Here is a 23,953-nt window from a genome sequence, read left to right on the forward strand (position 1 = left end):
CGCGGTCCCCGACCGCGGGCCGACACCCGTTTTCCCCACCGCACACCTCGCACCTCCCTGGGAGGCGACCGCGTCATGCCCGGTACGTTCCGTACGCTTCGCGGGCCCCGTCCCCGCCCGGGCCGCGCGGGTCCCGGACTCGGCGCTCTCCTCGCGGTGGTGACCGGCCTCGCGCTCGGCCCGAGCGCGGCACCGGCCCTCGCCGACACCCCCGCGCGGGCCCTCTACGCCGAGCCCGCCGCATGCCCGTGGGGCGCCTCGTCGCATCCCACCGGCTTCCGGATCGGTGCGTCCGGCACCGGCGTCGCCCATCTGCAATGCCTGCTCATCCGGCTCGGCTACACCGTCGCGGACCACGGTGTCTACGACGCGCGGACCCACCAGGCGGTGCGTGAGTTCTGCCGCGCCGAGGGCATCGGCTACGACGGCGTTCTCGGCCCGGTCTTCTGGACGGCCCTGCACCGATGACCGCGCTCAGGGCGGGCCCGGCCGTTCCGGCCCCAGAGCGTCGCGCACGGCGGTGAGGATCGCCTCCGGGTCCGCGCCCAGGGCGCGGGCCGAGGAGGTGAAGTCGCGCGCCAGAGTGGTGAGTTGGTGAGTGTCGGGGCGGGGCGGCCGGACCGGTGGGGCCGCCACCCGGGTGCCGGCCCCCCGGCGGGTGCGGATCAGCGCGCCGGCCTCCAGCTCGCGGTAGGCGCGGGCGACCGTGCCCGGGGCCAGCCCGAGGTCGGTGGCCAGCTGGCGGACGGTCGGCAGCCGGTCGCCCTCGGCCAGCCGGCCGGTGACGATCAGCGCGGCGAGCTGGGCGCGGATCTGCTCGTACGGCGGGACCTGGCTGGTGGTGTCGACGCGGACGGCGGCCTCACTCATCGGCGGAGACCCCCTCCGCCGCCTCGTCGTCGACGGCCCGGGGCGCCACCACGGTGACCAGGGACCAGACGACGGTGAACAGGTTCAGGAGGGCGAGCGGGTAGAACACCCAGAAGGTGAGCACGCCCAGCACGCCGGCGCAGCCCGTCTCCGTCAACGCGAGGGAGACCATCAGCACGGCGTACAACTGCTGGCTCGACACCAGCAGACCCCAGGCCCCGGTGACGGCCCACGCGCGGTCCCGGCGCTGCTGTTCCTCGCCCGGACCGTGGGTGATGCGACGCAGGGCCCACACGCAGGTGGGGGTGGCTATGGCGAGCGCGCCGAACATCGGGAGGGTGTAGTAGAGGCCGGGCCACGGGCCGGCGGTCGCGCGCATCCCGTTGCAGGTGAGGGTGAGGACCTTGCCCGTGCTCAGGATGCGGTCGGGGTCGACGGAGGCCGTGGCGGCCGTGAGCACCAGCAGGACGGCGAGGGAGACCCCCTGGAGCGCGATCAGGGGGCCCATGTGCGGGGGGACGTGGTCTCGGACCAGGCGCGGGGCGAGGCTCGCGGTGCGGACCGCCTCCTGGGGGCGCAGGGTCAGGGCGTCGGCGAGGAGGACTCCGGCCACCGAGCACAGGCCGAAGGCGGTGATGCAGAACACCACGCGCTGTTCGAACTCGACGTCCCCCAGCGTGGACAGCGCCTGGGCGAGCACGAGACCGATGGCCAGCCCGGACCAGCGGGCGTAGTGGTCGGCGTGGTCGAGGAGCCGGTGCCGGAGCGGGGCGGTGTCGAGCATGCGGAGATCCCCCCGGATCATCTTGTATCAATCGGTGAGTACAAGATGCCCCGGGCCGGGATCTTGTGTCAAACGCTCGATACAAGATGCCGTGGATGCCGGGGGAGACAGGGGAGACGGGCTGTGGGGCGCGATGGTTCCCGGGTGGGGAGATCTCCCCACCACGGCGAAGGGACGGTCAGCCGACGGTGATCGAGTCCAGCTGCGCCCGCAGGTACACGTGCGAGTCCACCGGTGGGTGCGCCACCCGGCCGACCGGCGGCGGCACGGACTCCACGATCGTGCCCGGGGTGCACTCGCCGAAGTAGACCAGCGACATCAGCTCCTCGGTGGGTTCGTCGGCCGGCGGCGGCAGGACCCGGTGCCGCCCGGAGCGCCAGCGGTCCCCGGTCCAACGGGCCAGCAGATCACCGACGTTGACGGTGAAGGCGTCGGGGTCGTAGGGGGCGTCCTCCCAGCCGCCCTCGTCCGTGAACACCTGGAGTCCGCCCTTCCCGGCCTGCCGGTCGAGGATCGTGACCGTGCCGAAGTCGGTGTGCGGGCCGATCCGGAACTGGCCCGGCACCGGGTCGCCGATGACCTCGGTGCCCGGATACCAGTTGATGTTGAAGCCGTAGGTGGGGTGGCTCATGTGCCGGGAGAAGAAGTCCGGCTCCAGGCCGAGCGCGTCGCCGAGGAGGGCGAGCAACAGGTTCTCCAGCTCGCCCATGCGCGCCAGGTACTCCTCGCACAGGGCCCGCAGTTCCGGCACCTCCGCCGGCCACACGTTCGGCGCGTACCACTCGGCGTTCACGACCGGGTCGTCGAACGGCTCGTGCGTCGCGAACGTCAGCGACTCCTTGAGGTCCGGCGGGGTCTCGGTCCCCTCCGCGTACCCGTTCGCCTCGGCTCCCGGCCCGAGCCAGCCCCGCCCGCCGACCTTCACCTCGTACGCCTGCTTGGCCTCGACGGGCAGGACGAAGAAGGCGCGGGCGGCCTCCCGGACGCGGGTGCGCAGGGCCGGGTCGACGCCGTGGCCGGTGACGAGGAGGAAACCGGCGCTCTGGAGCGCCTCGTCGACCGTGCGGGCGATCCGGGCACGGACCTCGGGGCCGCCGTCGCGCCAGGGGCGCAGATCGATGGTGGGGATGCGGGGCCTACTCGTCGATGTCACCGATGTCCTCGTTCCATAGGGCCGGTTCGCGCCGGATGAAGTCGCGCATCAGGGCCACACACTCCGGGTCGTCCAGCACCAGGACCTCCACCCCGTGCTCGGCGAGCCAGTCGTGGCCGCCGTGGAAGGTCGTGGCCTCGCCGACCACCACCCGCGAGATCCCGAACTGCCGCACCAGCCCGGAGCAGTACCAGCACGGCGACAGCGTCGTCACCATCGTCGTACCGCGATACGTCCGCTGCCGTCCCGCCGCGCGGAACGCTGCCGTCTCGGCGTGTGTGGACGGGTCGCCGTCCTGGACGCGGCGGTTGTGGCCCCGCCCGAGGAGGCTGCCGTCCGGGCCGTAGAGGGCGGCGCCGATCGGAATGCCGCCCTCGGCGAGGCCGGCACGGGCCTCCTCGACGGCGGTGGCGAGCCACGCGCGTGCCTGCGCGCCGGCCCGGGGTGGTGGCTGTGTCGGGTCCATGCGCTCACTCTGCCCTCGAAACGGCGGCGCCACCGACTGTGGCCCGGAGTCGTGGCCCGAGCCGTGGTCTGCGCCTGGCCCGCGCTCCAGCCGGAGCTGTGGTCCGAGCTGTGGTCCGAGCCGGGCTGATCTGGAACACTCCGGCACGGAGCGGGCGGCGGGGTCGTGGCCGGCGGGAGAGGCGGTTCGCTCCCGCCCGATCATGGGATGAACCTCGCCTGCGCACAGGGCGGTCGCCGACGTACCACCAGGGGTGTTGCCGTGGTTGAGATCCGGGTGGAGCGATCGCTCCGGGCCCAGGCCCGCAGGACGTTCGCGCGGCGCCCGTGGAGCACGGCGGTGCGCCGGGCGTTCCCGCAGGTGGCGGACGCCGTCTACGCCGTGGTGTCGGTCTGGATCTCCAGCACCATGCTGCACAACTGGCCCGACCCGCACGGCTACTGGCGGCCGGCCGACACCTGGGCGTACGCCCTGATCGCGCTGGTCTACCTCCCGCTGGCGGTGCGCCGCCGGGCTCCCGTGGCCGTGCTGGTCGGTACGGCGTCCTGCACGCTGTGCTATTTCACTCTGGGTTACTACCACGTGGTCGTCGTCTGCGGACTGGGCCTGGCGTTCTACACCGTGGCGGCGCTGTGCCCGCGCAGGGTCGTGGCGAAGTGCGCCGCCGTGTCGCTGCTCGTGCTGCTGTGGGGTACGCGGCTCGCCGAGCCCGGCATCGGCCCGCTCAGCGTTGTCTTCGTGACCGTGATGGTCGCCGTCGTCTGGGTGACCGGCGACCGGTCCCGCCGGCTCGCGGAGCGCGGCGAGCAGCTCGCCGCGCTCACCGAGCAACTGCGCCTGGAGCAGGAGGAGAAGGCCCGGCGGGCCGTCATCGCCGAACGCATGAGGACGGCCCGTGAACTGCACGACGTGATCGCCCACCACGTGTCCGTGATCTCCGTCCAGACCGGCCTGGCCGGGTACGTCTTCACCTCCGACCCGAGGACGGCCCGCAAGGCGCTGGACGTCATCGCGGGTAGCGCCCACGAGGCGATGGCGGAGATGCGCCGCATGCTGGTCGTGCTCAGGGAGGGGCTGGAGGGCGCCCCTGAAGGGACGCGGGGCGAGGATGAAGAAGCGGGAGCGAGAGCCGAAGCGAAAGGGGCAGGAGAGGGAGAAGAGGCGGGAGACCATGACGCGCCTCCCGGACTCGGGCGGCTGGATCGGCTGACCCGGCGAGTGAGAGCCGCGGGCGTCCCCGTCGACGTCCGGATCACGGGCTCCCCGTTCCCGCTGCCGCCCGGTGTCGACCTGTGCGCCTACCGGGTCATCCAGGAAGCCCTCACCAACGTCATGAAGCACGCGCCGACCGCCCACGCCAGCGTCACGGTGCACTATGACGAATCCGCGGTCCGCGTCGTCGTGGCCGACGACGGACGGGAGCCGGTGCCGGCCCGTCCCGTCACGGGGTCCGCCGCCCACGGACTGATCGGCATGCGCGAGCGGGCCGGTGCCTACGGCGGGACGGTGACCGCCGGCCCCGGCCCCCGGGGCGGTTTCGAGGTCGGGCTGATGCTTCCCGTGCCCCGCGGCGGGTGAGAAGGGCCGCTCGGCGCCCGGCGGGCACGCAGGCCTGTCGACCGGCTTTCGCGGCCCCGCGCGGCCCCCTGAGGGGAAGGCCCGTGGCGCGGTCCGGGCGAGCGCGGATACCGCGAAGGTTTACCCGGGACCAACCCTCGGGTTGACGCGGCCAGGCCGGAGCCCCACGTAGCTTTCTGCATGTCCATGATCAAGCGCCCCGTGTGGTCAAGCGGGGCGTACCGGCATCGCAGGGAGAACACGATGAGACTCGCACACTGGAAGGCAACCGTCGTCGCGACCGGAGCCACCGCGCTCCTCGCCACCGGCATGGCCTTCGCCCCCGCAGCCAGCGCCGACGCATTCCGGTGCGGCTCCTTCGGGAGCGACGCGCGGGCGATGTGCGCATACGTTCAGGGGGCGCCCAACGGACTCACGGTGCGCAGCGGCCCCAGCAGCCAGGCCTCCCCGCTGTACAGCCTCGCCAACGGCACCAAGGTCGAGGTCGACTGCTGGACCACCGGCAGTTCGGTGAACGGCTACAACATCTGGGCCAAGCTCTACTCGCCCGCCGGATCCCGGTACGTCAGCGACTTCTACCTGTCGACCGGGCACATCCAGAGCTACGTGAACCACTGCTGACGCGTACGGAACCGGCCCGGCGGTCGTTCACGGCCGCCGGGCGCGCGGCGGTTCGCCCTCACCCCCGGGGAGGACGGGCCGCCGCGCGCCCGGCCGTGCCGCCGTGCCGGCCGGGGGCGGGCTTCAGTGCGTTCCCGCGCCCGGCTGACCCGGCTGACCCGGCTGACCCGGCTGACCCGGCTGACCCGAGTGAGAGCTCACCACATGTCGATCCAACGGTGGGTCATCCGGCCACTGCCGCAGGCGACGTACTTCGTTCCCCGGATGGTGCTGATCCCGGAGTAGTAGTGCTGGCCGTCCGTGCACTTGATGCCGACGCGCCAGTTGCTGCCGCCGGAACACCAGCCGGACGCACGGTAGTCGCTGATCTTCGTGGTCGAACAGGACATGGCTTGGGCGGCGGCCGCACCGGAGGAGGCCGCGGAGGCGGCGGGGGCGAGTGCGAGTCCGCCACCGAGAGCGACCGCCGCAGTGGTGAGGGCGAGGGTCCTACGTATCTTCATGAGTTCCGGTTCCCCTTCTCGGAAGCGACGGCCGGCGGTCGGCCGACTCGTCGTGGTGCTGGTCCAGGACGCTACGGGCGGGCCGCGTGCGGCGTCGTCCCACGCTGGTTGGAACTCCGGCTCGACGCAGCGCGGTAGACGCGCCGTACCTGCAACTTCCGCTGTACCGCGAGAGGTTGACGCCTCGCCGACGGCGGCGGCGCCACGCTGCGGCGATGCGGATCCGGGTGCCTCGCCCTTCGGTCCTGGTCCATCTGCCGCCCACGGTCCGCAGCCGGTCGCCGGTCACCGGTCGCCGTCTGCCGCCCGGTGCACCTCATCCGGTGCGGGTACGTCACCGCCGGCTACCGGCCCGTGGTGCGTGGTGACACCGACTCGATGGCGTCCGTCGTCAGAGCAGGTGCGACGCGCCCGGCGGATGCTCGCCGAGGAGCGCGGCCGGATCGCCCGCGAACAGGGGCCGGAGCAACCGCGGCACATGCTGACGGTGCTGCGGGCCTGCGACGGGTTCCGGACAAGCTTCCCGCCGTCGGCGGGAATGGCTTGATCGATATGCGGGAGCGGGCCAAGCTCTACGGCGGGACGATCAGTATCGGCCCGGGGAACGACGGGGGGTTCGCCGTCCGGTTGAGTCTGCCGACTTCCCCGCAGCCGTACGCCGGGAGGACGACACCGCGGAATGACCGGACGCCGCGATACCAAGGTGCTCGTCGTCGACGACCAGTTCCTCATCCGTGCCGGCCTGGTGGGGCTGCTGCACGCCGCGCCCGGCGTCGAGGTCGTCGGGGAGGCGGCGGACGGCGCGGAGGCCGTCGAGGTGGCGGCACGGACCCGGCCCGACGTGATCCTGATGGACATCCGGATGCCCGGCATGAACGGCATCCAGGCCACCGAGCACATCCTCGCCCAGGCCCCCGATCCAGCGCCCAGGGTCCTGGTGCTGACCACCTTCGACCTCGACGAGTACGTCTACGGGGCGCTGCGGGCCGGGGCGTCGGGGTTTCTGCTCAAGGACTCGGGGCCCGAGCGGCTGCTCGCCGCGGTGGCCGCGATCGGCGGCGGCGACGCGCTGTTCGCGCCCAGCGTCACGCGGCGACTGGTCGAGGCGTTCGCCCGGCAGGGCGGGGCCGTCGACGCCGGTGAACAGCCGCCCGACCTGGGGGCCCTGACCTCGCGTGAGGTCGAGGTCCTCAAACTCATCGCGCGGGGCCTGTCCAACCTGGAGATCGCCGACCTGCTCCACATCAGCGAGGCGACCGTGAAGACGCACCTCAACCGCACCATGACCAAGCTGGCACTGGGCAGCAGGGCCCAGGCGGTCGTGGTCGCGTACGAGACGGGACTGGTGACGCCCGGCGGCTGAGGGCGTCTTCGCGTCTTCGCGTCTTCGCGTCTTCGTGTCTGCGTGTCTGCGTGTCTTCGCGTTTTTGAGTCTTCGGCGTTGTCGTTCTTCGCGGATCAGGGTGGGAGCAGGGTTCCCAGAGGGCCGAGGTCGAGGTTGAGGTCGTCCAGGGTGAGGCCGTAGCGGTCGCAGAGTTCGGTCATCCGGTCGTGCAGGACCATCAGGGTCATGCCGAGCCGTTCCTCCTGGTCCTCGGTGAGGCCGCCCTTGTCGACGCGGTGCAGGGCCTGGCGTTCCATCAGCTGGCGGAGCAGTTCGACGATGGTGAGGACCAGGCGGACGAGGTCGCGCTCGACCGTGTCGGGGTCGGTGCGCAGCCGGCGGGCGACGGCTCCCGTGCCGCCCCGGCCGGTGGGCGGCGGGGGGAGGTCGTCCGGCCGTGCGGGCAGCAGCGAGAAGGCGCGGCTCGCGGCGTCGGCGACCTCGCGGAGGCGGTCGGTGTGGGGGCCGCCGTCAGGCCGGGGGTCCGGGACTGTCATCAGCGCCGTCTCCTTCCAGGGGCGTCCGCGTGGGCAGGTCCAGCGCCCACTGCTCGTCCATCTGCTCGCGTACGGCGACGATCACCGCGCGCAGCGACACCCGCACCAGGTCGATGTCCGCGACGCTCAGGACGAGGTCACCGGTGAGGACGACACCGCCGCTCAGGAGGCGGTCGAGCAGGTCGATCAGCGCCACCTGCCGTCCGCTGAGGGGGCGGTCGTCGTCGGCGTACGCGTCGTAGCCGTCGGGGTCGCCGTACATGCTCAGGGCCGGTCCTCCTCGGTGCCGTCGGCCTCGTCGCTCACCGGTCTGCGCCGTTTGCGCGGGGGTTCGGCCGGGCGGCTCTCGGTACGGCTCACCTTGCGCGCCGTACCGCGACGCTCGGCCGATCCGGCCGGCCGGGGCTTCCTCGCGGGCAGCTCCGGGGGCGCCTCGACGCGTTCGCGCAGCTCCTTCACCTCGGCGCGCAGGCGCTCGTTCTCGTCGGCGAGCGAGCGCCGGCCGTCGGAGCGGGACGCGCGGGAGGAGAGGGCGGGGTCGTGCTCCCACCAGTCGATGCCGATCTCCTTGGCCTTGTCGACGGAGGCCACGAGCAGGCGCAGTTTGATGGTGAGCAGCTCGATGTCGAGCAGGTTGATCTTGATGTCGCCGACGATGACGATGCCCTTGTCGAGCACCCGTTCAAGGATGTCGGCGAGGTTCGCGCTGGAGCCCTGGCCGCCGCCGTAGGGGTACGGGCTTCGCGTCGGCGAGGGAACGGGGGAGTCGGACTGGGTCACGGCTCGCTCGACCTCCTCGACCTCACCGGTTCCTCTTCGACTTCGTCGTCCTCGTCCTCGTCCTCCTGCTCATAGTCGCCCGCGTCGTCCGTGACCTCGTCGTCGTCCTCTTCCTCTTCCCACTCGCCTTCCGCGTCCTCGTCCTCGGGGCCGTAGTCGTCCTCGTCCTCGTCCTCGGCTCCGGTGTCGTCCTCGTCGTCCTCGGCCCGGGGTTCGCCGTCCTCGTCGTACCCGTCGTCGTCCTCGTCGTACCGACCCTCCGCCTCGTCGTCCTCCTCGTCCCGCTCCTGGACCTCTCCGTCGCGGATCTCTCCGCGCCAGCCGCCGGTGGCCTCGCCACGCATCATGACGAACGTGCGGTACAGCTTGAGGTCGAGGCGGGCGCGGCGGCCCTGGGCCCGGAACAGACCGCCCGTCTTCTCGAACAGCCCCTTGGGGAAGTACTCCAGGACGAGCAGCACCTTGGTGAGGTTGTCCCCGAGAGGGTGGAAGGTGACGACGCCCCTGGTGGTGGCCTTGTCGCCCTCGGAGGTCCAGGCGATGCGTTCGTCGGGCACCTGTTCCGTGATGGTGGCGCGCCAGTGCCGGTTCGACTTGGCGACCTTGACGTGCCACTGCGTGGTGGCCTCGTCCTTCTGCTCGACGCCGATCACACCCTTGGCGAACCGCTGGAACTCCTCGAACTGCGTCCACTGGTCGTACGCCTCGCGCACCGGGACACCCACGTCGATGTCCTCGATGATGGTGTGCCCCTTGCCGCTGCCGCCCGAGGGGTCCTTGCCGTGCCCCTTGCCCTTGGTGAGGGCGTCCTTCGCCTTCTCGGTGACGCCCCCGGCCTTCTCGCCGACGGTGTCCTTCGCCTTGCCCGCGGCATTCTTCGCCTTGTCGACCAGCGCGTCCTTGGCGTGGCCCGCGGTCGACGTCAGCGTCCCCGCGCTCATGTCGCCCAGCTTGCGCGCGCCGGTGCCCAGACCCTGGCCCACGCCCTGGAGCATCACCGACAGCCGGGCCTCGATGTACTCCTCCAGCTCCTCCTTCAGCCGGCTCGTGCTCGCGTTCCCGTTCTCGTTCGCGTGCCCGTTCCCACCGGCCTCCTCGTCCGTCCTGCTGAGGGTTCCGGTACCAGCCGAGCCGCCTTTCGCCGTTCTGCCCTCAGCCATCGTCCTGCCTCCTCGACCGTGAGCCGCTGCCGCTCGTGGAGCGGCTCGCGGAGGCGGTCTTCTTCGTCGCGCGCGGTGCGCTCTTACGGGCCGTCGACGACCCGCCGCGCTGAGCTGTGGAACGTCCGCCGCCGCTGCCGCGGCGGGCGGTGGTGGTGCCGCCGGACTTCTTGGCGGGCCGCTTCCGGCTCGCTCCCGCCTTCTGGGCCGCTCCCGCCTTCTCGGCGGTGCCGGACTTCTCGGCGGTGCCGGACTTCTGGTCCGTGCCGGACTTGGCATCGGTGTCGGACTTCTCGTCCTCCTCGGCTCCCTGCTCCTCGGCCCCCTGCTCCTCGTCCTCCGCCTCCTCCACGTCCTCCTCGTCCTGGTCGGTGTCCTCGACCTCGGCTTCGGCCTCGTCCTCCGACTCGTCCTGCGGGCCGTTCCCCTCGGCCCGCTCCCGCAGTCCCGCGGTGCGTTCGTGGAGGGTTCCGGCCAGGCTGTCGGCCTTCGACGTCAGTACGGAGGTCGCCGCGGCCTTGCCCGCGCCCGTCAGTTCGGTGCGGATCTGCCGGGTGATGTCTCCGAGGAACGGGGCGTCGATCGCCTTGCCGAGCTGCCCGGGTCTGACCCGGGATCCGGCGAGCAGCGCGCCGAGCCCGAGGGCGAGCTTGGCCTTCTTCGTCCGCCCCAGCAGATACCCGCCGAGGACGGCCGCGCCGATGGTGGCGTTGTTCATGACTGTGCCTCTCTCTGCTGGAGCCGGTAGGCGCTGATCTCCTCCAGCCGGTGCAGCAACTCCTCCTCGCGTCGCGCGAACTCCTCCTCGGCGACCTGTCCCTCGCCCCGCGCGCGCTCCAGCCGCACCAGTTCCTCCTGGACCGGAGCCGGGTCGTAGTACTCGTCCTCGGCGGCCTGCCGCACCTTGTCGACCACCCACCCGACACCCCGCACGGGAGCGAACGGCAAGGTCAGAATCGTCCCGACCAGTCCCACCACGACGCCTCCTCAGGCTGATCCGCGAGTCGGTCACACGAAGCTGTACGGCGGCAGCGGCCCGCGCAGCCGCAGCTCCACCCCCTCTCCGAGGGCCTCGGCCAGCTCCCCGCCGGCCTCGGTGAACTCCTCGGACCTGTCGTCTTCCACCAGGAAGGAGGCGTTCACGAAGTACTGCTGGGACGCCGGCGAGAGCTGCTCGGCCAGCGTGTACGGGCGCAGCGCGGCGAGAGCCTCCTCGCCCATCGCCTGCTGCCGGCCCTGCACCTCCTGGGCCACGAGTTCGCCGAGGGCGAGGCGGTCGTCGTACGTGCCGCCGCCCTCGCGGATCACGTCGTTCAACTCACGGGCCTGCGGGGATTCCGCCAGGATGGCGCGCAGGAGGGTGTCCTCGTCCGCGACGCCCTTGACGTTGAACTCCGCGCGCCCGGCGAGTTCGTCCAGACGCCGGGAGTACGCCTCGGCCCGCTGCTGGAGCAGGGCCTCGACGGCGGCCTCGTCCTCGGCGACGAACCCGAAGCTCAGCGGCAGGATGGCACCGTCGGCCCACAGCTGTTCCTGGACCTGCTGGTGGGCCTCCACGTCCCGGCGGCTGACCGAGAGCACCTCGGGGGCCTCGCTGACGACGGCGCTCAGGTCGCCGCTGCTGACGGCGCGCAGCTCGGTGGGGTCCTCGCCGACGCCCCTGACGTCGTCCAGGCCCAGCGGATGCGCTGCCTTGGTGATGGCGTAGACGTACACCGACATCGGCTCGCTCACTCCTCACGCTCTCGGGAGGAACGGCGGCTCGCGCCCCGCTCCGAGCGCACGCGCTGCCTCTCGCGGCCGGACTCGCGGTCGTCGTCCCCGCGCCCCTGGTGGAGCGAGTCGGAGACGGCCTCGACGGCGCCCGTGAGCGCCCCCTTGCTCTTGCCCTTGGCGCCCGACTCGACGGTGTTCCCGACGATGTCCGTCAGCTGGGAGGGGGCCTTGCGACCCGACTCCAGGTCCAGTCGGTTGCACGCCTCGGCGAAGCGCAGGTACGTGTCGACGCTGGCCACCACGACCCGGGCGTCGATCTTCAGGATCTCGATGCCCACCAGGGAGACCCGTACGAACGCGTCGATGACCAGACCTCGGTCGAGGACCAGTTCCAGCACGTCGTAGAGGTTCCCGGAGCCACCGCCACGGGCGGCACCGGCGCCGCCCTCGCTCTGCGGCACCACAGTCACGATCTCTTCCCTTCCGGTACGGGAAGCCGTACGTCGGAGGGTGTCGGGCCGCGGTCGTGTCGAAAGCAGCCGGCCTGTGCGATGTCAGCGGCGGCCGTGACCTCGGCGGCTCAGCGGGAGCCCCGGTCGACCTGGGCGCGCGTGTACCGGCGGCCGCGCTCGTACGCCAGCAGCTTGCCCGTGGGATCCAGGGCGACCCGGTAGGCGGCCATCACACTGGTCGTCTGCGGGACGCGCTCCAGTTCCAGGACCTCGACCTGGGCCTCCCAGCCCTCGTCGGTCGGCTTCAGCGCGGAAACGGACTCGGGGGCACGGCCCAGCAGCTGACTGAGCTGCTCGATCGCGCTCCGCATGGCCTCGGGCGCGGAGACCCGTTCCTCGGCGGGCTCTGACTCCCGCGACGAGGAACGGCGCTTCTCCGACTCCCGACCGTTCATCACTGTCACCTGCCTGTCCGTATACCCATCATTGTCCTTTTAAGCGGCATATGTGAACTTCTTACGCGTTGATGCCGTTCAGTCGGAGGGCGCGCCGTCGGACAGACTCAGATACGTGTGCAGGTGGCCCGCCCCCTCCAACATCGCCGCCGTCCGGGAGGTCAGGGCGGTGCGACGGGCCGTGATCGCGGCGCGGAGGGCCTCGGTGCCGCCCTCGTCGCGGAGGTCTTCGAGGACGGGGCGGATCTGGTCGAGGAGGTAGTGGTTGCGGCGGAGGGCGAGGATGAAACGGGCGTCGCGCACCTCCTCGGGGGCGTAGTGGCGGTAGCCGGTGCCGCGTTCACGACGGGGCGCGAGGAGACCGGCCGCCTCCCAGACGCGGAGCGTCGACGTGCGGACGCCGAGCAGCGCGGCGACCTCGCCGATCAGCAGGTCGGTGGCGGGTACGTCGTCCTCCGGCGGCTCCCCGGCCAGCGTCCGCAGCGCCTCGCCGGTCGTCCGCAACGACACCCGCTCCGCGTGCAGCGTCGCGTGGACCTCGTCCACCAGCGCCAGGGCCCCCGGCACGTCCCCCTCGTGCACGGTCCGCATGATCCGCGCGGCGGCCACCGCCCCGTACCCCTTCGACAGGGCCCGGTACGTCAGCAGCGCCCGCCGGTGCGCGTCGCCGAACACCCGGTACCCCGAGTCCGTACGCGGCACGGGCGGCAGCACCCCGGCCGTCTCGTAGTTGCGGATCTGCTGGGTGGAGACACCGCAGAGGCGGGCGAGGTCGACGGGGCGCAGGCGGGGCGGACCGGGCACGGTGGGCGTACGGGGCGGGCCGGTTCGACGGGGTGCGGGCGGGGCCTTCTCCTCGTCCGTCAGTCCTCGCCGTCCTTCTTCTCCCGCTTCTCGCCCTTCTCCTCCTCCTGCCGCTTCAGCTCCTCCTCGCGGCGGCGGAGGTCGGCCTCCCAGCTCTTGAGGAGGGCCTCGTCCTTCTTGTTGTCCTCGGCGAGCGACTTCAGGAACTCGGGGTTGTCGTCGGGGGCGACGTACTCCGCGCGGTGGCCCCGGTGCCACTCGGAGGGTGTGCGTCCACTCCCGGGAACGCCCCGCAGCTTGCCGGCGACGAGCCAGGCGATGGGGCCGACGATCCAGAAGAGCAGGATGATGAAGACCCAGGCGATCTTCGGCAGGTGCTTCGCCTCGTCCTCGGGGGTGTTGAGGCAGTCGATGAACGCGTAGATCGTCAGCGCCAGCGGCACGAGGTACAGCAACACCCTGAGCATGGAACAGCCCCCTGGAAGCGGTGGCGGCCGGTCGACCGGCCGCCGGACACGACGGCGGGACCGTGCGCGGGGCCCCGTGACGGGGTCAGGGTAGCCCCTCGGGGATACTTGTCCGCATGGCTTACGACGATCTTCGCTCCCTGCTCCGCGCACTGGAGCGCGAGGGCGATCTCAAGCGCATCAAGGCCGAAGTCGACCCCTGTCTGGAGGTCGGGGAGATCGTCGACCGGGTCAACAAGGCCGGCGGCCCCGCCCTGCTCTTCGAGAACGTGAAGGGCTCCTCGATGCCCCTCGCGATGAACGTCTTCGGCACGGACCGCCGCCTGCTGAAAGCCCTCGGTCTCAAGTCGTACGCCGAGATCAGCGAGAAGATCGGCGGCCTGCTCAGGCCCGAACTGCCGCAGGGCTTCGTGGGGGTGCGCGAGGCGTTCGGGAAGCTCGGCGCGATGACGCACGTCCCGCCGAAGAAGGTGAAGGCGGACAGCGCCCCGGTGCAGGAGGTCGTCCTCCAGGGCGACGACGTGGACCTGGACCAGCTCCCGGCCCTCTTCACCTGGCCGAAGGACGGCGGCTCCTTCTTCAACCTCGGTCTCACCCACACCAAGCACCCCGAGACCGGCGTACGCAACCTCGGCCTCTACCGCCTCCAGCGCCACGACAGGCGCACGATCGGCATGCACTGGCAGATCCACAAGGACAGCCGCAACCACTACCAGGTGGCCGCCAAGCGCGGTGAGCGCCTGCCGGTCGCCATCGCCTTCGGCTGCCCGCCCGCCGTGACCTACGCCTCGACGGCCCCGCTCCCCGGTGACATCGACGAGTACCTGTTCGCCGGGTTCGTCTCGGGGAAGCGGATCGAGATGGTCGACTGCAAGACCGTGCCGCTGCAGGTGCCGGCGCAGGCGGAGGTGGTCATCGAGGGCTGGCTGGAGCCCGGCGAGATGCTTCCCGAGGGCCCGTTCGGCGACCACACCGGCTTCTACACGCCGCAGGAACCGTTCCCCGCGCTGAAGATCGACTGTGTGACGATGCGGAAGCGGCCGCTGCTGCAGTCGATCGTCGTGGGCCGCCCGCCGACGGAGGACGGGCCGCTGGGGCGGGCGACGGAACGCTTCTTCCTGCCGTTGTTGAAGATCATCGTCCCGGACATCGTGGACTACCACCTCCCCGAGGCGGGCGGCTTCCACAACTGCGCGATCATCTCGATCGACAAGAAGTACCCCAAGCACGCGCAGAAGGTCATGCACGCGATCTGGGGCGCCCACATGATGTCCCTGACCAAGCTGATCGTGGTCGTCGACTCCGACTGCGACGTCCACGACCTCCACGAGGTCGCCTGGCGCGCCCTCGGCAACACGGACTACTCCCGCGACCTGTCGGTGGTCGAGGGCCCGGTGGACCATCTGGACCATGCCTCCTACCAGCAGTTCTGGGGCGGCAAGGCGGGGATCGACGCGACGAAGAAGTGGGTCGAGGAGGGCTACACGCGGGACGGGGGCTGGCCCGACATGGTCGAGTCCGACCCGGCCACGGCGGCCCTGGTCGACCGCCGCTGGAAGGAGTACGGCCTGTGACCAGCGCCTCCGCCGCGATCCCGCAGCCGGGCCGCACCAAGGCATTCCTCCGGCTGGTGATGATCGAGCACTCGATCTTCGCGCTGCCCTTCGCGTACATCGCCGCGCTCACCGCCATGTTCCGGCTGGACGGCAACGTCCACTGGGCGCGGCTGCTGCTGGTCACCGTCTGCATGGTGGGTCTGCGTACGTTCGCGATGGCGGTCAACCGGATCATCGACCGGGAGATCGACGCCCGTAACCCGCGTACGGCACATCGCGAGCTGGTGACCGGCGCGATGTCGGTCAAGCACGCCTGGACGGGCGCGCTGATCGCGCTGGTGATCTTCCTGGGCGCGGCGGCCCTGCTGAACCCCCTCTGCCTCGCCCTGGCCCCCATCGCCGTGATCCCGATGGTCGTCTACCCCTACGGCAAACGCTTCACGAACTACCCGCAGGCCATCCTCGGCCTCGCGCAGGCCATGGGGCCCATCGGCGGCTGGCTCGCGATCACCGGGGAGTGGTCCTGGGAGGCGGTCGTCCTCGGTCTGGCGGTGGGCATCTGGATCGGGGGCTTCGACCTCATCTACGCCTGCCAGGACATCGACTCCGACCGGGAGTCGGGCGTGCTGTCGGTGCCGGCCCGGTTCGGTGTTCCGGCGGCGATCCGGTCGGCGCGGGTGTGCCACGCCGTCACGACCGCGCTGTTCGCCTGGTACGCCGTCCTGACGGGCGCGGGGGCGTTCCTGTGGCTGGGGCTGGCGATCGTGGCGGGCGCGTTCGTGTACGAGCACACGATCGTGCGTCCGCACGATCTGTCCCGGCTGAACCGGGCGTTCTTCTCGGTCAACGGGTTCATCGGGATTGCCCTGTTCGTGTGCGCCCTGCTCGATCTTCTGGTTCGGGGTCTGACCCTCTGATCACCGTCGGCCTACCATCGAGGGCAGGACCCCAGGGAGGCCAGCGTGACCGTCTCGGGCATCGACCGCCTGCACTCGCAGCTCAGCAGGCTGGAGGACATGTTCCCCGGCTATCTGACGGAGATTGTCGAGGGCAGCATCGTGATGAACCCGGTCAGGCCGTTCCATGGGAAGACGATCCTGAGAGTGTCGACGGACCTGGAGGAACAGCTTCTGCCACCCTGGGCGCTGGTGAGTGATGTGGCGTTCCCCTTCGACGATGCCAACGAGTTCTGCCCGGACATCGCCGTCATCCCGGCGGAGGCGGAGAACCGCAGCGCATATCCGGCCGATCTGATCGAGTTCGTGGCCGAAGTGGTGTCGCCGGAAAGCATCCGACGCGACTACGAGATCAAGCCTCGCTGGTACGCCTCCCGAGGCATCACCCACTACGTGATCCTGGATCCGCTCAAGGGCCACGCCGTCATGATGTGGAACCCCGGGCCCGACGGCTACCGGGGCCGCGACACCCTGCCCTACGGCCCCGACCTGACCCTCGACACCTCCCTCGGCAAACTCACGATCGCCACCGCCCGACTCCCCGTGGACCCGAAGGCGCCCCCTACGCGCTGAGCGCCCCGCGGGGTTCACGCCGCCGGAACAGGAACGCCGCCGCGACCCCCGTCACCAGCCCGATCAGGTGCCCCTGCCAGCTGATGCCGGTCTCGTTCGGGGCGATGCCCGCCAGGATCGAGCCGCCCCAGACGGCCGCGACCAGCACACCCGCCGCGACCCCCAGCAGCCGGCGCTCGACGAACCCGCTGACGACGAGGAATCCGAAGAGCCCGAAGACGACGCCGGAGGCGCCGGCGGTGTTCGTGTTGTCCGGGGATATCAGCCACACCCCCAGCCCGTCCGCGACGATGATCAGCGCGCAGACGGCGGCGAAGCGCCGCAGCCCCCCGAGGGCCGAGAGGAACCCCAGCACCAGCAACGGCACGCTGTTCGCCGCGACATGGGCGAAGCCGAAGTGGACGAACGAGGCGGGCACGACATCGACCAGCTCGGGCACCGAGCGCGGGACGATCCCGAAGCGGTCCAGCGAGTGACCCGTCGCCACGTCGATCACTTCGAGCAGCCACAACAGCGCCACCCAGCCCACCATCAGCTTGGCCGCCGCCTTCGCCCGGTCCCCCCGCGACCACTCCCGCTCAGGACTCAGCGCCCCACGTACTCCACCAGCCATGTCCGACCCCCGACTCAACTCGTCCCCTTCAAGAAACGGCCGTGCCCCCTTGACCGGTTCCCGCCCCGCGCCGCCGGATAGGCTCGGGGTCGTGAACCCAGCCAAGCCAGGGAAGACGCCGCGTACGCCTTGGATCGTAGGGGTGTCCGGCGCATCCGGCACCCCATACGCCGCGGCGGTGCTGCGCGCGCTCCTCGCCGCCGGCGAGAGCGTCGACCTCGTGGTGTCCCGGGCCTCGCGGCTGACCCTGCTCGACGAGACCGGTATCTCCTTCCGGGACGCCCACTGGCGCGACGACCTGCGGGAATGGCTGACCCGTGGCGCCGACGGCAAGCCCGGCACGTTCACCGTGGACCTCGACGGCGACCGCGTACGGCACTGGAGCGCCGGGGATCTGGCCGCCGGACCGTCCTCGGGCTCGTACCCCGTCAAGGGGATGCTCATCGTGCCCGCGTCGACCGCGTGCGTCGCGGGCGTGGCCCTGGGGCTCTCGAAGGATCTGCTGCAACGCGCGGCGAGCGTGACCCTCAAGGAGGGCCGGCCCCTGGTGGTCGCCGTACGCGAGACCCCGTTGAGCGGGCAGACCCTGCGCCACCTGGTGACCCTGGACGAGGCGGGCGCGACCGTACTGCCCGCGTCCCCGGCCTTCTACGCGGGCGCCACGCACATCCAGGACCTGGTGGACTTCGTCGCCGGACGGGCGCTGGACGCGGTGGGCGTCCCGCACACCCTGTACCGGCGCTGGGAGGGCGACGTGGGCGGCGCGCGCGCCTCTCGTACCACCACCTGAGCGCCCCACACGCTCACCCCTCGCCCCGCACGACCCCGTACGACCTCACGCATCACTCACAACGCAACTCTTCAGCGGAAGGCAACCGATCGCATGGACGCGGTGGACAGGCAGCTCATCCAGGCCCTGAGGGAGAACGGCCGGGCCTCCTACGCGGAGCTGGGACGCCTCGTCGGTCTGTCGGGACCCAGTGTCACCGACCGCATCAACCGGCTGGAGGCGGCCGGGGTCATCACCGGCTATCGCGCCACCGTCAACGCGGCTTCCCTCGGCCTCGGCGTGACCGCCCTCATCGGCATCTCCCTCTCCGACGCCGCCGACCACGAGGACGTGGCGACACGGCTGCGGGACCTGGCCGAGATCGAGGACTGCTGGTTCATCGCGGGCGACGACTCCTTCATGCTCAAGGTGCGCGCCCCCGACGTGGACGGTCTGGAGAAGACCATCCGCCGCCTCTCCGGCACCGCCGGTGTCTCCCGGACCCGTACGACCATCGTGCTCTCCACGAAGTGGGAGAACCGGGTGGGTGAGCTGCCGGAGGAGGAGTAGGGCGGTGGACGTAGGGTTGAGCGGGCAAGTCGGTAGGTCGGTGGTCGGTCGGTGAAAGGTGTGGGCATGGACGTCGGGCTCAAGCGGGAGCTGGAGGAGAAGGTCCGCTCCGGCGAGCGGCTGACCCGCGAGGACGGCATCGCGCTCTACGAGTCGGACGACCTGGCCTGGCTGGGCGGTCTGGCGCACGAGGTGCGGACGCGGAAGAACGGCGACGTCGTCCACTTCAACGTCAACCGCCACCTCAACATGACCAACGTGTGCACGGCGTCGTGCGCGTACTGCTCCTTCCAGCGCAAGCCGGGGGAGAAGGACGCGTACACGATGCGCATCGAGGAGGCGGTGAAGCTCGCCAAGGCGATGGAGGGCGAGAACCTCACCGAGCTGCACATCGTCAACGGCCTGCACCCGAACCTTCCGTGGCGCTACTACCCGCGCTCGCTGAAGGAGCTGAAGGCCGCCCTCCCGGACGTCTCGCTCAAGGCCTTCACGGCCACCGAGATCCACCACTTCGAGACGATCAGCGGTCTGACGGCGTCGGAGATCCTCGACGAACTGATCGACGCGGGGCTCGAATCCCTCACCGGCGGCGGCGCGGAGATCTTCGACTGGGAGGTCCGGCAGCACATCGTCGACCACCGCACCCACTGGGAGGACTGGTCGCGGATCCACCGCCTGGCGCACGAGAAGGGCCTCAAGACCCCGTGCACCATGCTCTACGGCCACATCGAGGAGCCGCGCCACCGGGTGGACCACGTCCTGCGCCTGCGTGAACTGCAGGACGAGACCGGCGGTTTCCAGGTCTTCATCCCCCTGCGCTACCAGCACGACTTCGTCGACATGCAGGACGGCAAGGTCCGCAACCGCCTCCAGGCCCGCACCCAGATGGCGACGGGTGCCGAGGCCCTGAAGACCTTCGCGGTCTCCCGCCTCCTCTTCGACAACGTCCCCCACGTCAAGGTCTTCTGGGTCATGCACGGCGTCCAGACGGCCCAGCTGGCGCTGCAGCACGGCGCCGACGACATGGACGGCTCGGTCGTCGAGTACAAGATCACCCACGACGCGGACAACTACGGCACGCCGAACAAGCTGACCCGCGAGGACCTGCTGGACCTCATCCGCGACGCCGGCTTCCGCCCGGTGGAACGGAACACGAGGTACGAGATCATCCGCGAGTACGACGGCCCGGACCCGGCACGCCGGGAATCTCCGCAGCCGATGCGGGTGTGAGCCGCCGACGCGGGTCCGAGGGCGACGTGCGTCCCGTGCACCCTTGACAGGGGCACGATCAAGATCGCACGCTTTCCCCATCTTGCATCACAGGAGGGGGAAACGTGATGAGGCATTCCTGGGGCAGGCTCGGCACGCTGGCCGGAGCGTTCGTACTCGCGGCGAGCACCGTGATGACGGGCGGGACTCCGGCCGCCGCGGCACCCTCGGTGTCGTTCGACCCGGATCTGACGACCATCTATCGCAATCAGCGCATCTACGTCTCCATCGACGGCGACTACGCCGGCTATGCCACCTGGTACAGCGATCCGGGAGAGATCTCGACGGGGGACACGCTGGAGGCCCACGACGCGCGCTCGGACGGCTATGGCATCGAGGCGCAGATCAGCAACGGCCGGATCGCCACGACGCGCGGCCACAACGCCCCTTACACGGAAAGGGACTCGGGTGATGTCGTCGAGGACGTCGAGTACCTGATGTGGGTGTGCGTGGTGAAGGGCAGCTATCAGAACTGCTCCGACGTGGTGTCGGTCTGGTCCTGATCGAAGGGCCGGAGAATGGCCGGAGTGGGGCCGGAGAAGTGTGAGTGTCTCGTCGGGTAATGACTACTCTTCTTCAATGGTCCTTACGTTCCGGCTCGATCCGCCCCTCACCCCCGCCCTCCACGACGGAATCCTCGCCCTCTGGGCGGCCGTCTCCAACGCCGGCGGAGCCGTTGGTTTCGTTCCGCCGGTGACCGCGGAGGAGATCCGTCCGGAGCTTCTCAAGCACCTCACGGCGATGGCGGAAGGCAGGCACCGCCTGCTTCTCGGGCTGGACGACACCGGCAGCCCCGCCGCCACCGCCTTCTTCGCCTTCAACACCCACCGCCTGATGACCCACTGGGTCTGGCTCTACACGGTGATGGTCCACCCCGCCCATCAGGGCAAGGGCCACGGCCGCGCCCTCATGACGGCGGTCGAGACCGCCGCCCGCGGCTTCGACGGCATCGACGCCGTCCGCCTCGGCTGCCGGGGCGGCCACGGCCTGGAGCACTTCTACGCCTCCTGCGGCTACAAGGAGGTCGGCCGCGTCCCCGGCGCGATACGTGTCGCCCCCGGCGACCACCGCGACGACATCACGATGCTCCTGCCCCTGACCTGAAACCGGCACAACCCCCCTGCAAGATCGCCCGTCGACCGTGCTTCACTGGAAGACGCCCTGTGGCAACGTCCGGCACGGAAACGGAAGAGTGGATTGAGATGCTCCGCTACACACTGATGCGCCTCGGTATCTTCGCGGGCTGCTTCGTGGTCGTCTGGGCCCTCGTCTACTCCGGCGTCGCCCCGCGCGGCCTCGGCGCCTCCAACGGCATGTGGGTGGTCGTCCTCGCCCTGCTGATCTCCGCGCCGATCAGCTTCGTCGCCCTGCGCAAGGAGCGGGACCGGGCCTCCGAGCGGATCGCCCCCCGTCTCGACCGCTCCATCGACCGCGTCAAGTCCAACCTCGCGGCCAACCGCAGCCAGGAGGACGAGGCCGACGACGAGGCGCGGACCGAGGCACCGACGCCGGTGGCGGCCGAGGAGACGAAGAAGGACGACGCCGTCAGGGCCACCGAGCCGGTGTCCGGCCAGGCTTCCTAGGAGCCCGCCCCCGCCCGGAACCGTACGCTAGCCCGCATGGGTGCTGTGAAGAGCAAACGGATGCCTCGCGCGGTGCGGGAACAACAGATGCTGGACGCGGCGGTGCGGACCTTCGGGCAGCGCGGCTACCGGGCCGCGTCGATGGACGAGATCGCCGAACTGGCGGGCGTGTCCAAGCCGTTGGTGTACCTGTACCTGAACTCCAAGGAAGACCTCTTCACGGCCTGCATCCGCCGCGAGGTCACGGCGCTCACCACCGCCGTGCGCGCGGGCGTCGACCCCGAGCTGCCCGCCGACCGCCAACTCTGGGAAGGCCTGCGGGCGTTCTTCACGCACACCGCGCGCAACCCGGACGCCTGGGCCGTGCTGCACCTTCAGGCCCGGACGCACGGGGAGCCGTTCGCCGCCGAAGTGGCGGCGATGCGGGAGGACATGGTGGCGTTCGTGACCGGGCTGATCCTGGTCGGGGCCCGGGAGGCCCGTCGCGATCCGTCACTGCCCGAGCGCGAGGTGGCCGGTCTCGCGGAGGGTCTGGTGGGCGCCGCCGAGGCCCTCGCGGCCTGGGCCAACGCGACCCCCGGCATCACCGCCCGCCAGGCCGCCGCGACCCTGATGAACTTCGCGTGGGCGGGCCTGGGCGACCTCATGGAGGGCCGCCCATGGACTCCGCCGCCCGTGGGGGAGCCCGGGGAGTAGCGCCCGCCCTCAGCCGCGGAACCGGTGGGGCTTCTCTCGCAGTTCCCCGCGCCCCTGAAGACCGGGCCCCTGAAGACCGGGCCCCTGAAGACCGCGCCCCTGAAGACCGCGCCCCTGAAGACCGCGCCCCTGACGAACCGGGCCCCTGAAAGGCCGGGCCCCTGCGGGCCCGAAAAGCACGGGGCGCAGCCCCTGCTTTTCAGGGGCGCGGGGAACCGCGCGACCAGCCCTCACCGACCCGCAGCCGAACACCGCCCCCTCACACCGCCCCCACTCGCGCAAACGCGGGCGCCACCCTCTGCCGCCCCACCCGGTACCGCGACTTCGCCCCGCTCCGGGCCACCGGCGGACCACGTCCTTGACCCGCGTCGATGTCGTCCCAGGAGGCCAGGCAGCCGGAGTGGAGGAAGCAGGGGGTGCCGTGCGGCCTCGCGGCCGAAGTCGGTGAGGATCGCGGTGGGGAATGGTCACGTGCGTTCAGCCGACGAGCGGGTACACGTGGCCGCTCACATGAACCCTCGGCCGGACCTGCTCCCCGTCCGGCCCCGGGACGCCTCCGCTGCGCAGCTCGAAGCCGCCCCACGTCCCCGCGTCGGCCGCGTACGTCACCGTGCCGGGCAGGGGCACCGGGGCCCGGAACTCCGCGCGGACGAGGGCCGCCGGGGGAGTGCCGTACTCGGCGAGGCAGCGGGCCACGGTCCACATGCCGTGCGCGATGGCCCGCGGGAACCCGAACAGGCGGGCGCCGAGCGGATGCAGATGGATCGGATTGCGATCCCCGGACACGGCCCCGTACCGCCGCCCGACATCCCCACCGAGGGACCACTCGGCAACCCCGGGCACCGCCTGAAGCCCCTCGGACGCCCACCCGCTCCGGTCAGCCGATGCCGCCCCGCTCCGGTCGCCCGAAGCCGTCCCACTCCGGCCGGCCTGTGCCGTCCCACTCCCGTCGGCCTCCTCCAGCCCGCCCCCGTCGGCCTGTGCCGGCCCGCTCCGGTCGCCCGAAGCCGTCCCACTCCCACCGACCGCAGTCCGTGCGATCCCGTCGGCCGCAGCCCGCCTCCGCCCCTCGCCCCGCCCATGCCGGGCGAGATACGTGCTCCGGGACTCCCACGCGACCCCGGCCCCGCCTCCGAAACCGCCCTCGCCCTCGCCCTCGCTCCCGTCCCGTACCTCGGTCACCACCGTCGCCTCCGTGCCCCGGCGATGGGGCGCCAACTCCTCGACGTACACGGTGATCTCGTACTCCCCGGTGGCGGGCAGCCGTCGGCGTCGGGTGATCTCGATCGACGTGTGCACGAGTCCGAGGAGGGGCAACGGGAAGTCCCGGCCGGACATGATCCGCATGGCGAGCGGAAATCCGAGGACATGCGGATACGTCAGCGGGACGGCGTCCTCCCCGGTGGGGAACCCGCAGACGCGCTCGTACGCGGCGAGACGGGCGAGGTCGATCCGGACACCGGGCAGGACGAGCCGGGCGAACCGACCGGGGGGCGGGGGCGGGAAGTCGGCGCCCCGCAGCCCGCGGCTCTTGCGCGGCGAGCCGAGCGCGCCCCTGGCGAGAAGGGGAGCGAGAGCCGGTGGGGCCGCGAGGGTGTGCGTGGGCGTCGGCTGCATCGAACGGCCTCCCTCTCCCCGCGCCGGGCTCCGCTCCCCGCGCCGGATCCGCTTTCTTACC

The 23,953-nt window shown here is 71.2% G+C and carries 32 protein-coding genes; 14 read left to right on the top strand and 18 right to left on the bottom strand.

Features of this window, described 5'->3' with window-relative positions; translation table 11 throughout:
- Positions 1-159: 159 nt before the first annotated feature.
- On the top strand, positions 160-468 hold the full coding sequence (locus H4687_RS26820; RefSeq protein ID WP_233443305.1) for a peptidoglycan-binding domain-containing protein: 309 nt from the start codon (positions 160-162) through the stop codon (positions 466-468).
- A gap of 6 nt (positions 469-474) precedes the next feature.
- On the opposite strand, the gene H4687_RS26825 is transcribed toward H4687_RS26820, so the two are convergent.
- The 4 genes from H4687_RS26825 to H4687_RS26840 form a co-directional block, all read right to left on the bottom strand.
- On the bottom strand, positions 475-870 hold the full coding sequence (locus tag H4687_RS26825) for a GntR family transcriptional regulator (protein WP_046914233.1): 396 nt from the start codon (positions 868-870) through the stop codon (positions 475-477).
- Positions 863-1,654, bottom strand: a complete 792-nt coding sequence (locus tag H4687_RS26830) for a hypothetical protein (RefSeq protein WP_225966834.1) — start codon at positions 1,652-1,654, stop codon at positions 863-865. The genes H4687_RS26825 and H4687_RS26830 overlap by 8 nt, the downstream gene beginning before the upstream one ends.
- Before the next feature lie 178 nt (positions 1,655-1,832).
- Positions 1,833-2,807, bottom strand: a complete 975-nt coding sequence (locus H4687_RS26835) for an isopenicillin N synthase family dioxygenase (RefSeq protein ID WP_046914231.1) — start codon at positions 2,805-2,807, stop codon at positions 1,833-1,835.
- Complete coding sequence (locus H4687_RS26840) at positions 2,791-3,273, bottom strand: nucleoside deaminase (protein ID WP_046914230.1); 483 nt, start codon at positions 3,271-3,273, stop codon at positions 2,791-2,793. Before H4687_RS26840 ends, H4687_RS26835 begins: the two co-directional genes overlap by 17 nt.
- Positions 3,274-3,534: 261 nt before the next feature.
- On the opposite strand from H4687_RS26840, the gene H4687_RS26845 reads away from it, so the two are divergent.
- Both H4687_RS26845 and H4687_RS26850 read left to right on the top strand, forming a co-directional pair.
- Positions 3,535-4,851, top strand: coding sequence for a sensor histidine kinase (locus tag H4687_RS26845; RefSeq protein ID WP_233443306.1), 1,317 nt, complete (start codon positions 3,535-3,537; stop codon positions 4,849-4,851).
- Between the two features lie 243 nt (positions 4,852-5,094).
- On the top strand, positions 5,095-5,472 hold the full coding sequence (locus H4687_RS26850; RefSeq protein WP_020113811.1) for an SH3 domain-containing protein: 378 nt from the start codon (positions 5,095-5,097) through the stop codon (positions 5,470-5,472).
- Positions 5,473-5,669: 197 nt separating this feature from the next.
- Here H4687_RS26850 and H4687_RS47575 read toward each other — a convergent pair whose 3' ends face one another.
- On the bottom strand, positions 5,670-5,975 hold the full coding sequence (locus H4687_RS47575; RefSeq protein WP_046914229.1) for a hypothetical protein: 306 nt from the start codon (positions 5,973-5,975) through the stop codon (positions 5,670-5,672).
- Positions 5,976-6,654: 679 nt separating this feature from the next.
- Between H4687_RS47575 and H4687_RS26860 the strand changes: the two genes are divergently transcribed.
- Positions 6,655-7,338, top strand: a complete 684-nt coding sequence (locus H4687_RS26860; protein WP_046914228.1) for a response regulator — start codon at positions 6,655-6,657, stop codon at positions 7,336-7,338.
- Positions 7,339-7,433: 95 nt separating this feature from the next.
- Here the strand turns inward: H4687_RS26860 and H4687_RS26865 are convergent, their stop codons facing one another.
- The 11 genes from H4687_RS26865 to H4687_RS26915 all read right to left on the bottom strand — a co-directional run bounded on the left by H4687_RS26865 (position 7,434) and on the right by H4687_RS26915 (position 13,690).
- Positions 7,434-7,856 carry a gas vesicle protein K gene (locus H4687_RS26865; protein WP_046914227.1) on the bottom strand — a complete coding sequence of 141 codons (423 nt, stop codon included), beginning with the start codon at positions 7,854-7,856 and terminating at the stop codon, positions 7,434-7,436.
- Entirely contained in the window at positions 7,831-8,118 is a 288-nt protein-coding gene (locus tag H4687_RS26870; RefSeq protein ID WP_046914226.1) for a gas vesicle protein, read from the bottom strand. The genes H4687_RS26865 and H4687_RS26870 overlap by 26 nt, the downstream gene beginning before the upstream one ends.
- Positions 8,119-8,120: 2 nt before the next feature.
- On the bottom strand, positions 8,121-8,636 hold the full coding sequence (gene gvpJ / locus H4687_RS26875) for a gas vesicle protein GvpJ (RefSeq protein WP_046914225.1): 516 nt from the start codon (positions 8,634-8,636) through the stop codon (positions 8,121-8,123).
- Positions 8,633-9,796 (bottom strand): SRPBCC family protein, encoded by a 1,164-nt coding sequence (locus H4687_RS26880; RefSeq protein WP_046914224.1) that lies wholly within the window; start codon positions 9,794-9,796, stop codon positions 8,633-8,635. The genes gvpJ and H4687_RS26880 overlap by 4 nt, the downstream gene beginning before the upstream one ends.
- On the bottom strand, positions 9,789-10,514 hold the full coding sequence (locus H4687_RS26885) for a hypothetical protein (protein ID WP_046914223.1): 726 nt from the start codon (positions 10,512-10,514) through the stop codon (positions 9,789-9,791). The genes H4687_RS26880 and H4687_RS26885 overlap by 8 nt, the downstream gene beginning before the upstream one ends.
- Positions 10,511-10,771, bottom strand: a complete 261-nt coding sequence (locus H4687_RS26890; RefSeq protein WP_037627762.1) for a gas vesicle protein GvpG — start codon at positions 10,769-10,771, stop codon at positions 10,511-10,513. The genes H4687_RS26885 and H4687_RS26890 overlap by 4 nt, the downstream gene beginning before the upstream one ends.
- A gap of 33 nt (positions 10,772-10,804) precedes the next feature.
- Positions 10,805-11,518 (bottom strand): GvpL/GvpF family gas vesicle protein, encoded by a 714-nt coding sequence (locus H4687_RS26895; RefSeq protein ID WP_046914222.1) that lies wholly within the window; start codon positions 11,516-11,518, stop codon positions 10,805-10,807.
- 8 nt (positions 11,519-11,526) lie between these two features.
- Entirely contained in the window at positions 11,527-11,976 is a 450-nt protein-coding gene (locus H4687_RS26900; protein WP_046914221.1) for a gas vesicle structural protein GvpA, read from the bottom strand.
- 116 nt (positions 11,977-12,092) lie between these two features.
- Positions 12,093-12,419 (bottom strand): gas vesicle protein GvpO, encoded by a 327-nt coding sequence (locus H4687_RS26905; protein ID WP_020113814.1) that lies wholly within the window; start codon positions 12,417-12,419, stop codon positions 12,093-12,095.
- Positions 12,420-12,497: 78 nt separating this feature from the next.
- Positions 12,498-13,223: a TioE family transcriptional regulator gene (locus tag H4687_RS26910; protein ID WP_050398103.1), complete on the bottom strand. Its 726-nt coding sequence runs from the start codon at positions 13,221-13,223 to the stop codon at positions 12,498-12,500.
- A gap of 59 nt (positions 13,224-13,282) precedes the next feature.
- Positions 13,283-13,690, bottom strand: a complete 408-nt coding sequence (locus H4687_RS26915; protein WP_046919358.1) for a PLD nuclease N-terminal domain-containing protein — start codon at positions 13,688-13,690, stop codon at positions 13,283-13,285.
- 116 nt (positions 13,691-13,806) lie between these two features.
- On the opposite strand from H4687_RS26915, the gene H4687_RS26920 reads away from it, so the two are divergent.
- From H4687_RS26920 to H4687_RS26930, 3 genes are read left to right on the top strand one after another with little or no spacing between them, the layout of a single operon-like run.
- Positions 13,807-15,264 carry a menaquinone biosynthesis decarboxylase gene (locus tag H4687_RS26920; RefSeq protein WP_046919359.1) on the top strand — a complete coding sequence of 486 codons (1,458 nt, stop codon included), beginning with the start codon at positions 13,807-13,809 and terminating at the stop codon, positions 15,262-15,264.
- Complete coding sequence (gene mqnP, locus H4687_RS26925; RefSeq protein ID WP_046919360.1) at positions 15,261-16,163, top strand: menaquinone biosynthesis prenyltransferase MqnP; 903 nt, start codon at positions 15,261-15,263, stop codon at positions 16,161-16,163. The genes H4687_RS26920 and mqnP overlap by 4 nt, the downstream gene beginning before the upstream one ends.
- A gap of 45 nt (positions 16,164-16,208) precedes the next feature.
- Complete coding sequence (locus H4687_RS26930) at positions 16,209-16,775, top strand: Uma2 family endonuclease (protein ID WP_046919361.1); 567 nt, start codon at positions 16,209-16,211, stop codon at positions 16,773-16,775.
- Here H4687_RS26930 and H4687_RS26935 read toward each other — a convergent pair.
- Positions 16,765-17,388, bottom strand: a complete 624-nt coding sequence (locus H4687_RS26935; RefSeq protein WP_046919362.1) for a rhomboid family intramembrane serine protease — start codon at positions 17,386-17,388, stop codon at positions 16,765-16,767. The genes H4687_RS26930 and H4687_RS26935 overlap by 11 nt on opposite strands.
- A gap of 91 nt (positions 17,389-17,479) precedes the next feature.
- Between H4687_RS26935 and H4687_RS26940 the strand changes: the two genes are divergently transcribed.
- The 7 genes from H4687_RS26940 to H4687_RS26970 all read left to right on the top strand — a co-directional run bounded on the left by H4687_RS26940 (position 17,480) and on the right by H4687_RS26970 (position 22,275).
- Entirely contained in the window at positions 17,480-18,178 is a 699-nt protein-coding gene (locus tag H4687_RS26940) for a UbiX family flavin prenyltransferase (protein WP_078907098.1), read from the top strand.
- A 93-nt stretch (positions 18,179-18,271) separates the two neighbouring features.
- Positions 18,272-18,727 (top strand): Lrp/AsnC family transcriptional regulator, encoded by a 456-nt coding sequence (locus H4687_RS26945; RefSeq protein WP_005476412.1) that lies wholly within the window; start codon positions 18,272-18,274, stop codon positions 18,725-18,727.
- Between the two features lie 66 nt (positions 18,728-18,793).
- Positions 18,794-19,957, top strand: coding sequence for an aminofutalosine synthase MqnE (gene mqnE / locus H4687_RS26950; protein ID WP_046919364.1), 1,164 nt, complete (start codon positions 18,794-18,796; stop codon positions 19,955-19,957).
- A gap of 107 nt (positions 19,958-20,064) precedes the next feature.
- Positions 20,065-20,499: a hypothetical protein gene (locus H4687_RS26955; RefSeq protein ID WP_046919365.1), complete on the top strand. Its 435-nt coding sequence runs from the start codon at positions 20,065-20,067 to the stop codon at positions 20,497-20,499.
- 76 nt (positions 20,500-20,575) lie between these two features.
- A complete protein-coding gene (locus H4687_RS26960) occupies positions 20,576-21,100 on the top strand; it encodes a GNAT family N-acetyltransferase (protein ID WP_046919366.1) in 525 nt (174 codons plus the stop codon).
- 98 nt (positions 21,101-21,198) lie between these two features.
- A complete protein-coding gene (locus H4687_RS26965; RefSeq protein WP_046919367.1) occupies positions 21,199-21,579 on the top strand; it encodes a DUF4229 domain-containing protein in 381 nt (126 codons plus the stop codon).
- A 36-nt stretch (positions 21,580-21,615) separates the two neighbouring features.
- The gene (locus H4687_RS26970; protein ID WP_046919368.1) at positions 21,616-22,275 is read left to right on the top strand and encodes a TetR/AcrR family transcriptional regulator; all 660 of its coding nucleotides are present in this window, start codon (positions 21,616-21,618) and stop codon (positions 22,273-22,275) included.
- A gap of 477 nt (positions 22,276-22,752) precedes the next feature.
- On the opposite strand, the gene H4687_RS26975 is transcribed toward H4687_RS26970, so the two are convergent.
- Positions 22,753-23,892, bottom strand: a complete 1,140-nt coding sequence (locus tag H4687_RS26975) for a MaoC family dehydratase (RefSeq protein ID WP_046919369.1) — start codon at positions 23,890-23,892, stop codon at positions 22,753-22,755.
- Positions 23,893-23,953 lie beyond the last annotated feature (61 nt).

The sequence above is a fragment of the Streptomyces stelliscabiei genome, from assembly GCF_014873495.1.
GTDB lineage: Bacteria > Actinomycetota > Actinomycetes > Streptomycetales > Streptomycetaceae > Streptomyces > Streptomyces bottropensis.

Coding starts and splice junctions, on each gene's coding strand:
- H4687_RS26825 (WP_046914233.1), bottom strand. CDS start 870: ATGAGTGAGGCCGCCGTCCGCGTCGACACCACCAGCCAGGTCCCGCCG.
- H4687_RS26830 (WP_225966834.1), bottom strand. CDS start 1,654: ATGCTCGACACCGCCCCGCTCCGGCACCGGCTCCTCGACCACGCCGAC.
- H4687_RS26840 (WP_046914230.1), bottom strand. CDS start 3,273: ATGGACCCGACACAGCCACCACCCCGGGCCGGCGCGCAGGCACGCGCG.
- H4687_RS26850 (WP_020113811.1), top strand. CDS start 5,095: ATGAGACTCGCACACTGGAAGGCAACCGTCGTCGCGACCGGAGCCACC.
- H4687_RS47575 (WP_046914229.1), bottom strand. CDS start 5,975: ATGAAGATACGTAGGACCCTCGCCCTCACCACTGCGGCGGTCGCTCTC.
- H4687_RS26860 (WP_046914228.1), top strand. CDS start 6,655: ATGACCGGACGCCGCGATACCAAGGTGCTCGTCGTCGACGACCAGTTC.
- H4687_RS26865 (WP_046914227.1), bottom strand. CDS start 7,856: ATGACAGTCCCGGACCCCCGGCCTGACGGCGGCCCCCACACCGACCGC.
- H4687_RS26870 (WP_046914226.1), bottom strand. CDS start 8,118: ATGTACGGCGACCCCGACGGCTACGACGCGTACGCCGACGACGACCGC.
- H4687_RS26880 (WP_046914224.1), bottom strand. CDS start 9,796: ATGGCTGAGGGCAGAACGGCGAAAGGCGGCTCGGCTGGTACCGGAACC.
- H4687_RS26885 (WP_046914223.1), bottom strand. CDS start 10,514: ATGAACAACGCCACCATCGGCGCGGCCGTCCTCGGCGGGTATCTGCTG.
- H4687_RS26895 (WP_046914222.1), bottom strand. CDS start 11,518: ATGTCGGTGTACGTCTACGCCATCACCAAGGCAGCGCATCCGCTGGGC.
- H4687_RS26905 (WP_020113814.1), bottom strand. CDS start 12,419: ATGAACGGTCGGGAGTCGGAGAAGCGCCGTTCCTCGTCGCGGGAGTCA.
- H4687_RS26915 (WP_046919358.1), bottom strand. CDS start 13,690: ATGCTCAGGGTGTTGCTGTACCTCGTGCCGCTGGCGCTGACGATCTAC.
- H4687_RS26920 (WP_046919359.1), top strand. CDS start 13,807: ATGGCTTACGACGATCTTCGCTCCCTGCTCCGCGCACTGGAGCGCGAG.
- H4687_RS26935 (WP_046919362.1), bottom strand. CDS start 17,388: ATGGCTGGTGGAGTACGTGGGGCGCTGAGTCCTGAGCGGGAGTGGTCG.
- H4687_RS26945 (WP_005476412.1), top strand. CDS start 18,272: ATGGACGCGGTGGACAGGCAGCTCATCCAGGCCCTGAGGGAGAACGGC.
- mqnE (WP_046919364.1), top strand. CDS start 18,794: ATGGACGTCGGGCTCAAGCGGGAGCTGGAGGAGAAGGTCCGCTCCGGC.
- H4687_RS26955 (WP_046919365.1), top strand. CDS start 20,065: ATGAGGCATTCCTGGGGCAGGCTCGGCACGCTGGCCGGAGCGTTCGTA.
- H4687_RS26960 (WP_046919366.1), top strand. CDS start 20,576: ATGGTCCTTACGTTCCGGCTCGATCCGCCCCTCACCCCCGCCCTCCAC.
- H4687_RS26965 (WP_046919367.1), top strand. CDS start 21,199: ATGCTCCGCTACACACTGATGCGCCTCGGTATCTTCGCGGGCTGCTTC.
- H4687_RS26970 (WP_046919368.1), top strand. CDS start 21,616: ATGGGTGCTGTGAAGAGCAAACGGATGCCTCGCGCGGTGCGGGAACAA.
- H4687_RS26975 (WP_046919369.1), bottom strand. CDS start 23,892: ATGCAGCCGACGCCCACGCACACCCTCGCGGCCCCACCGGCTCTCGCT.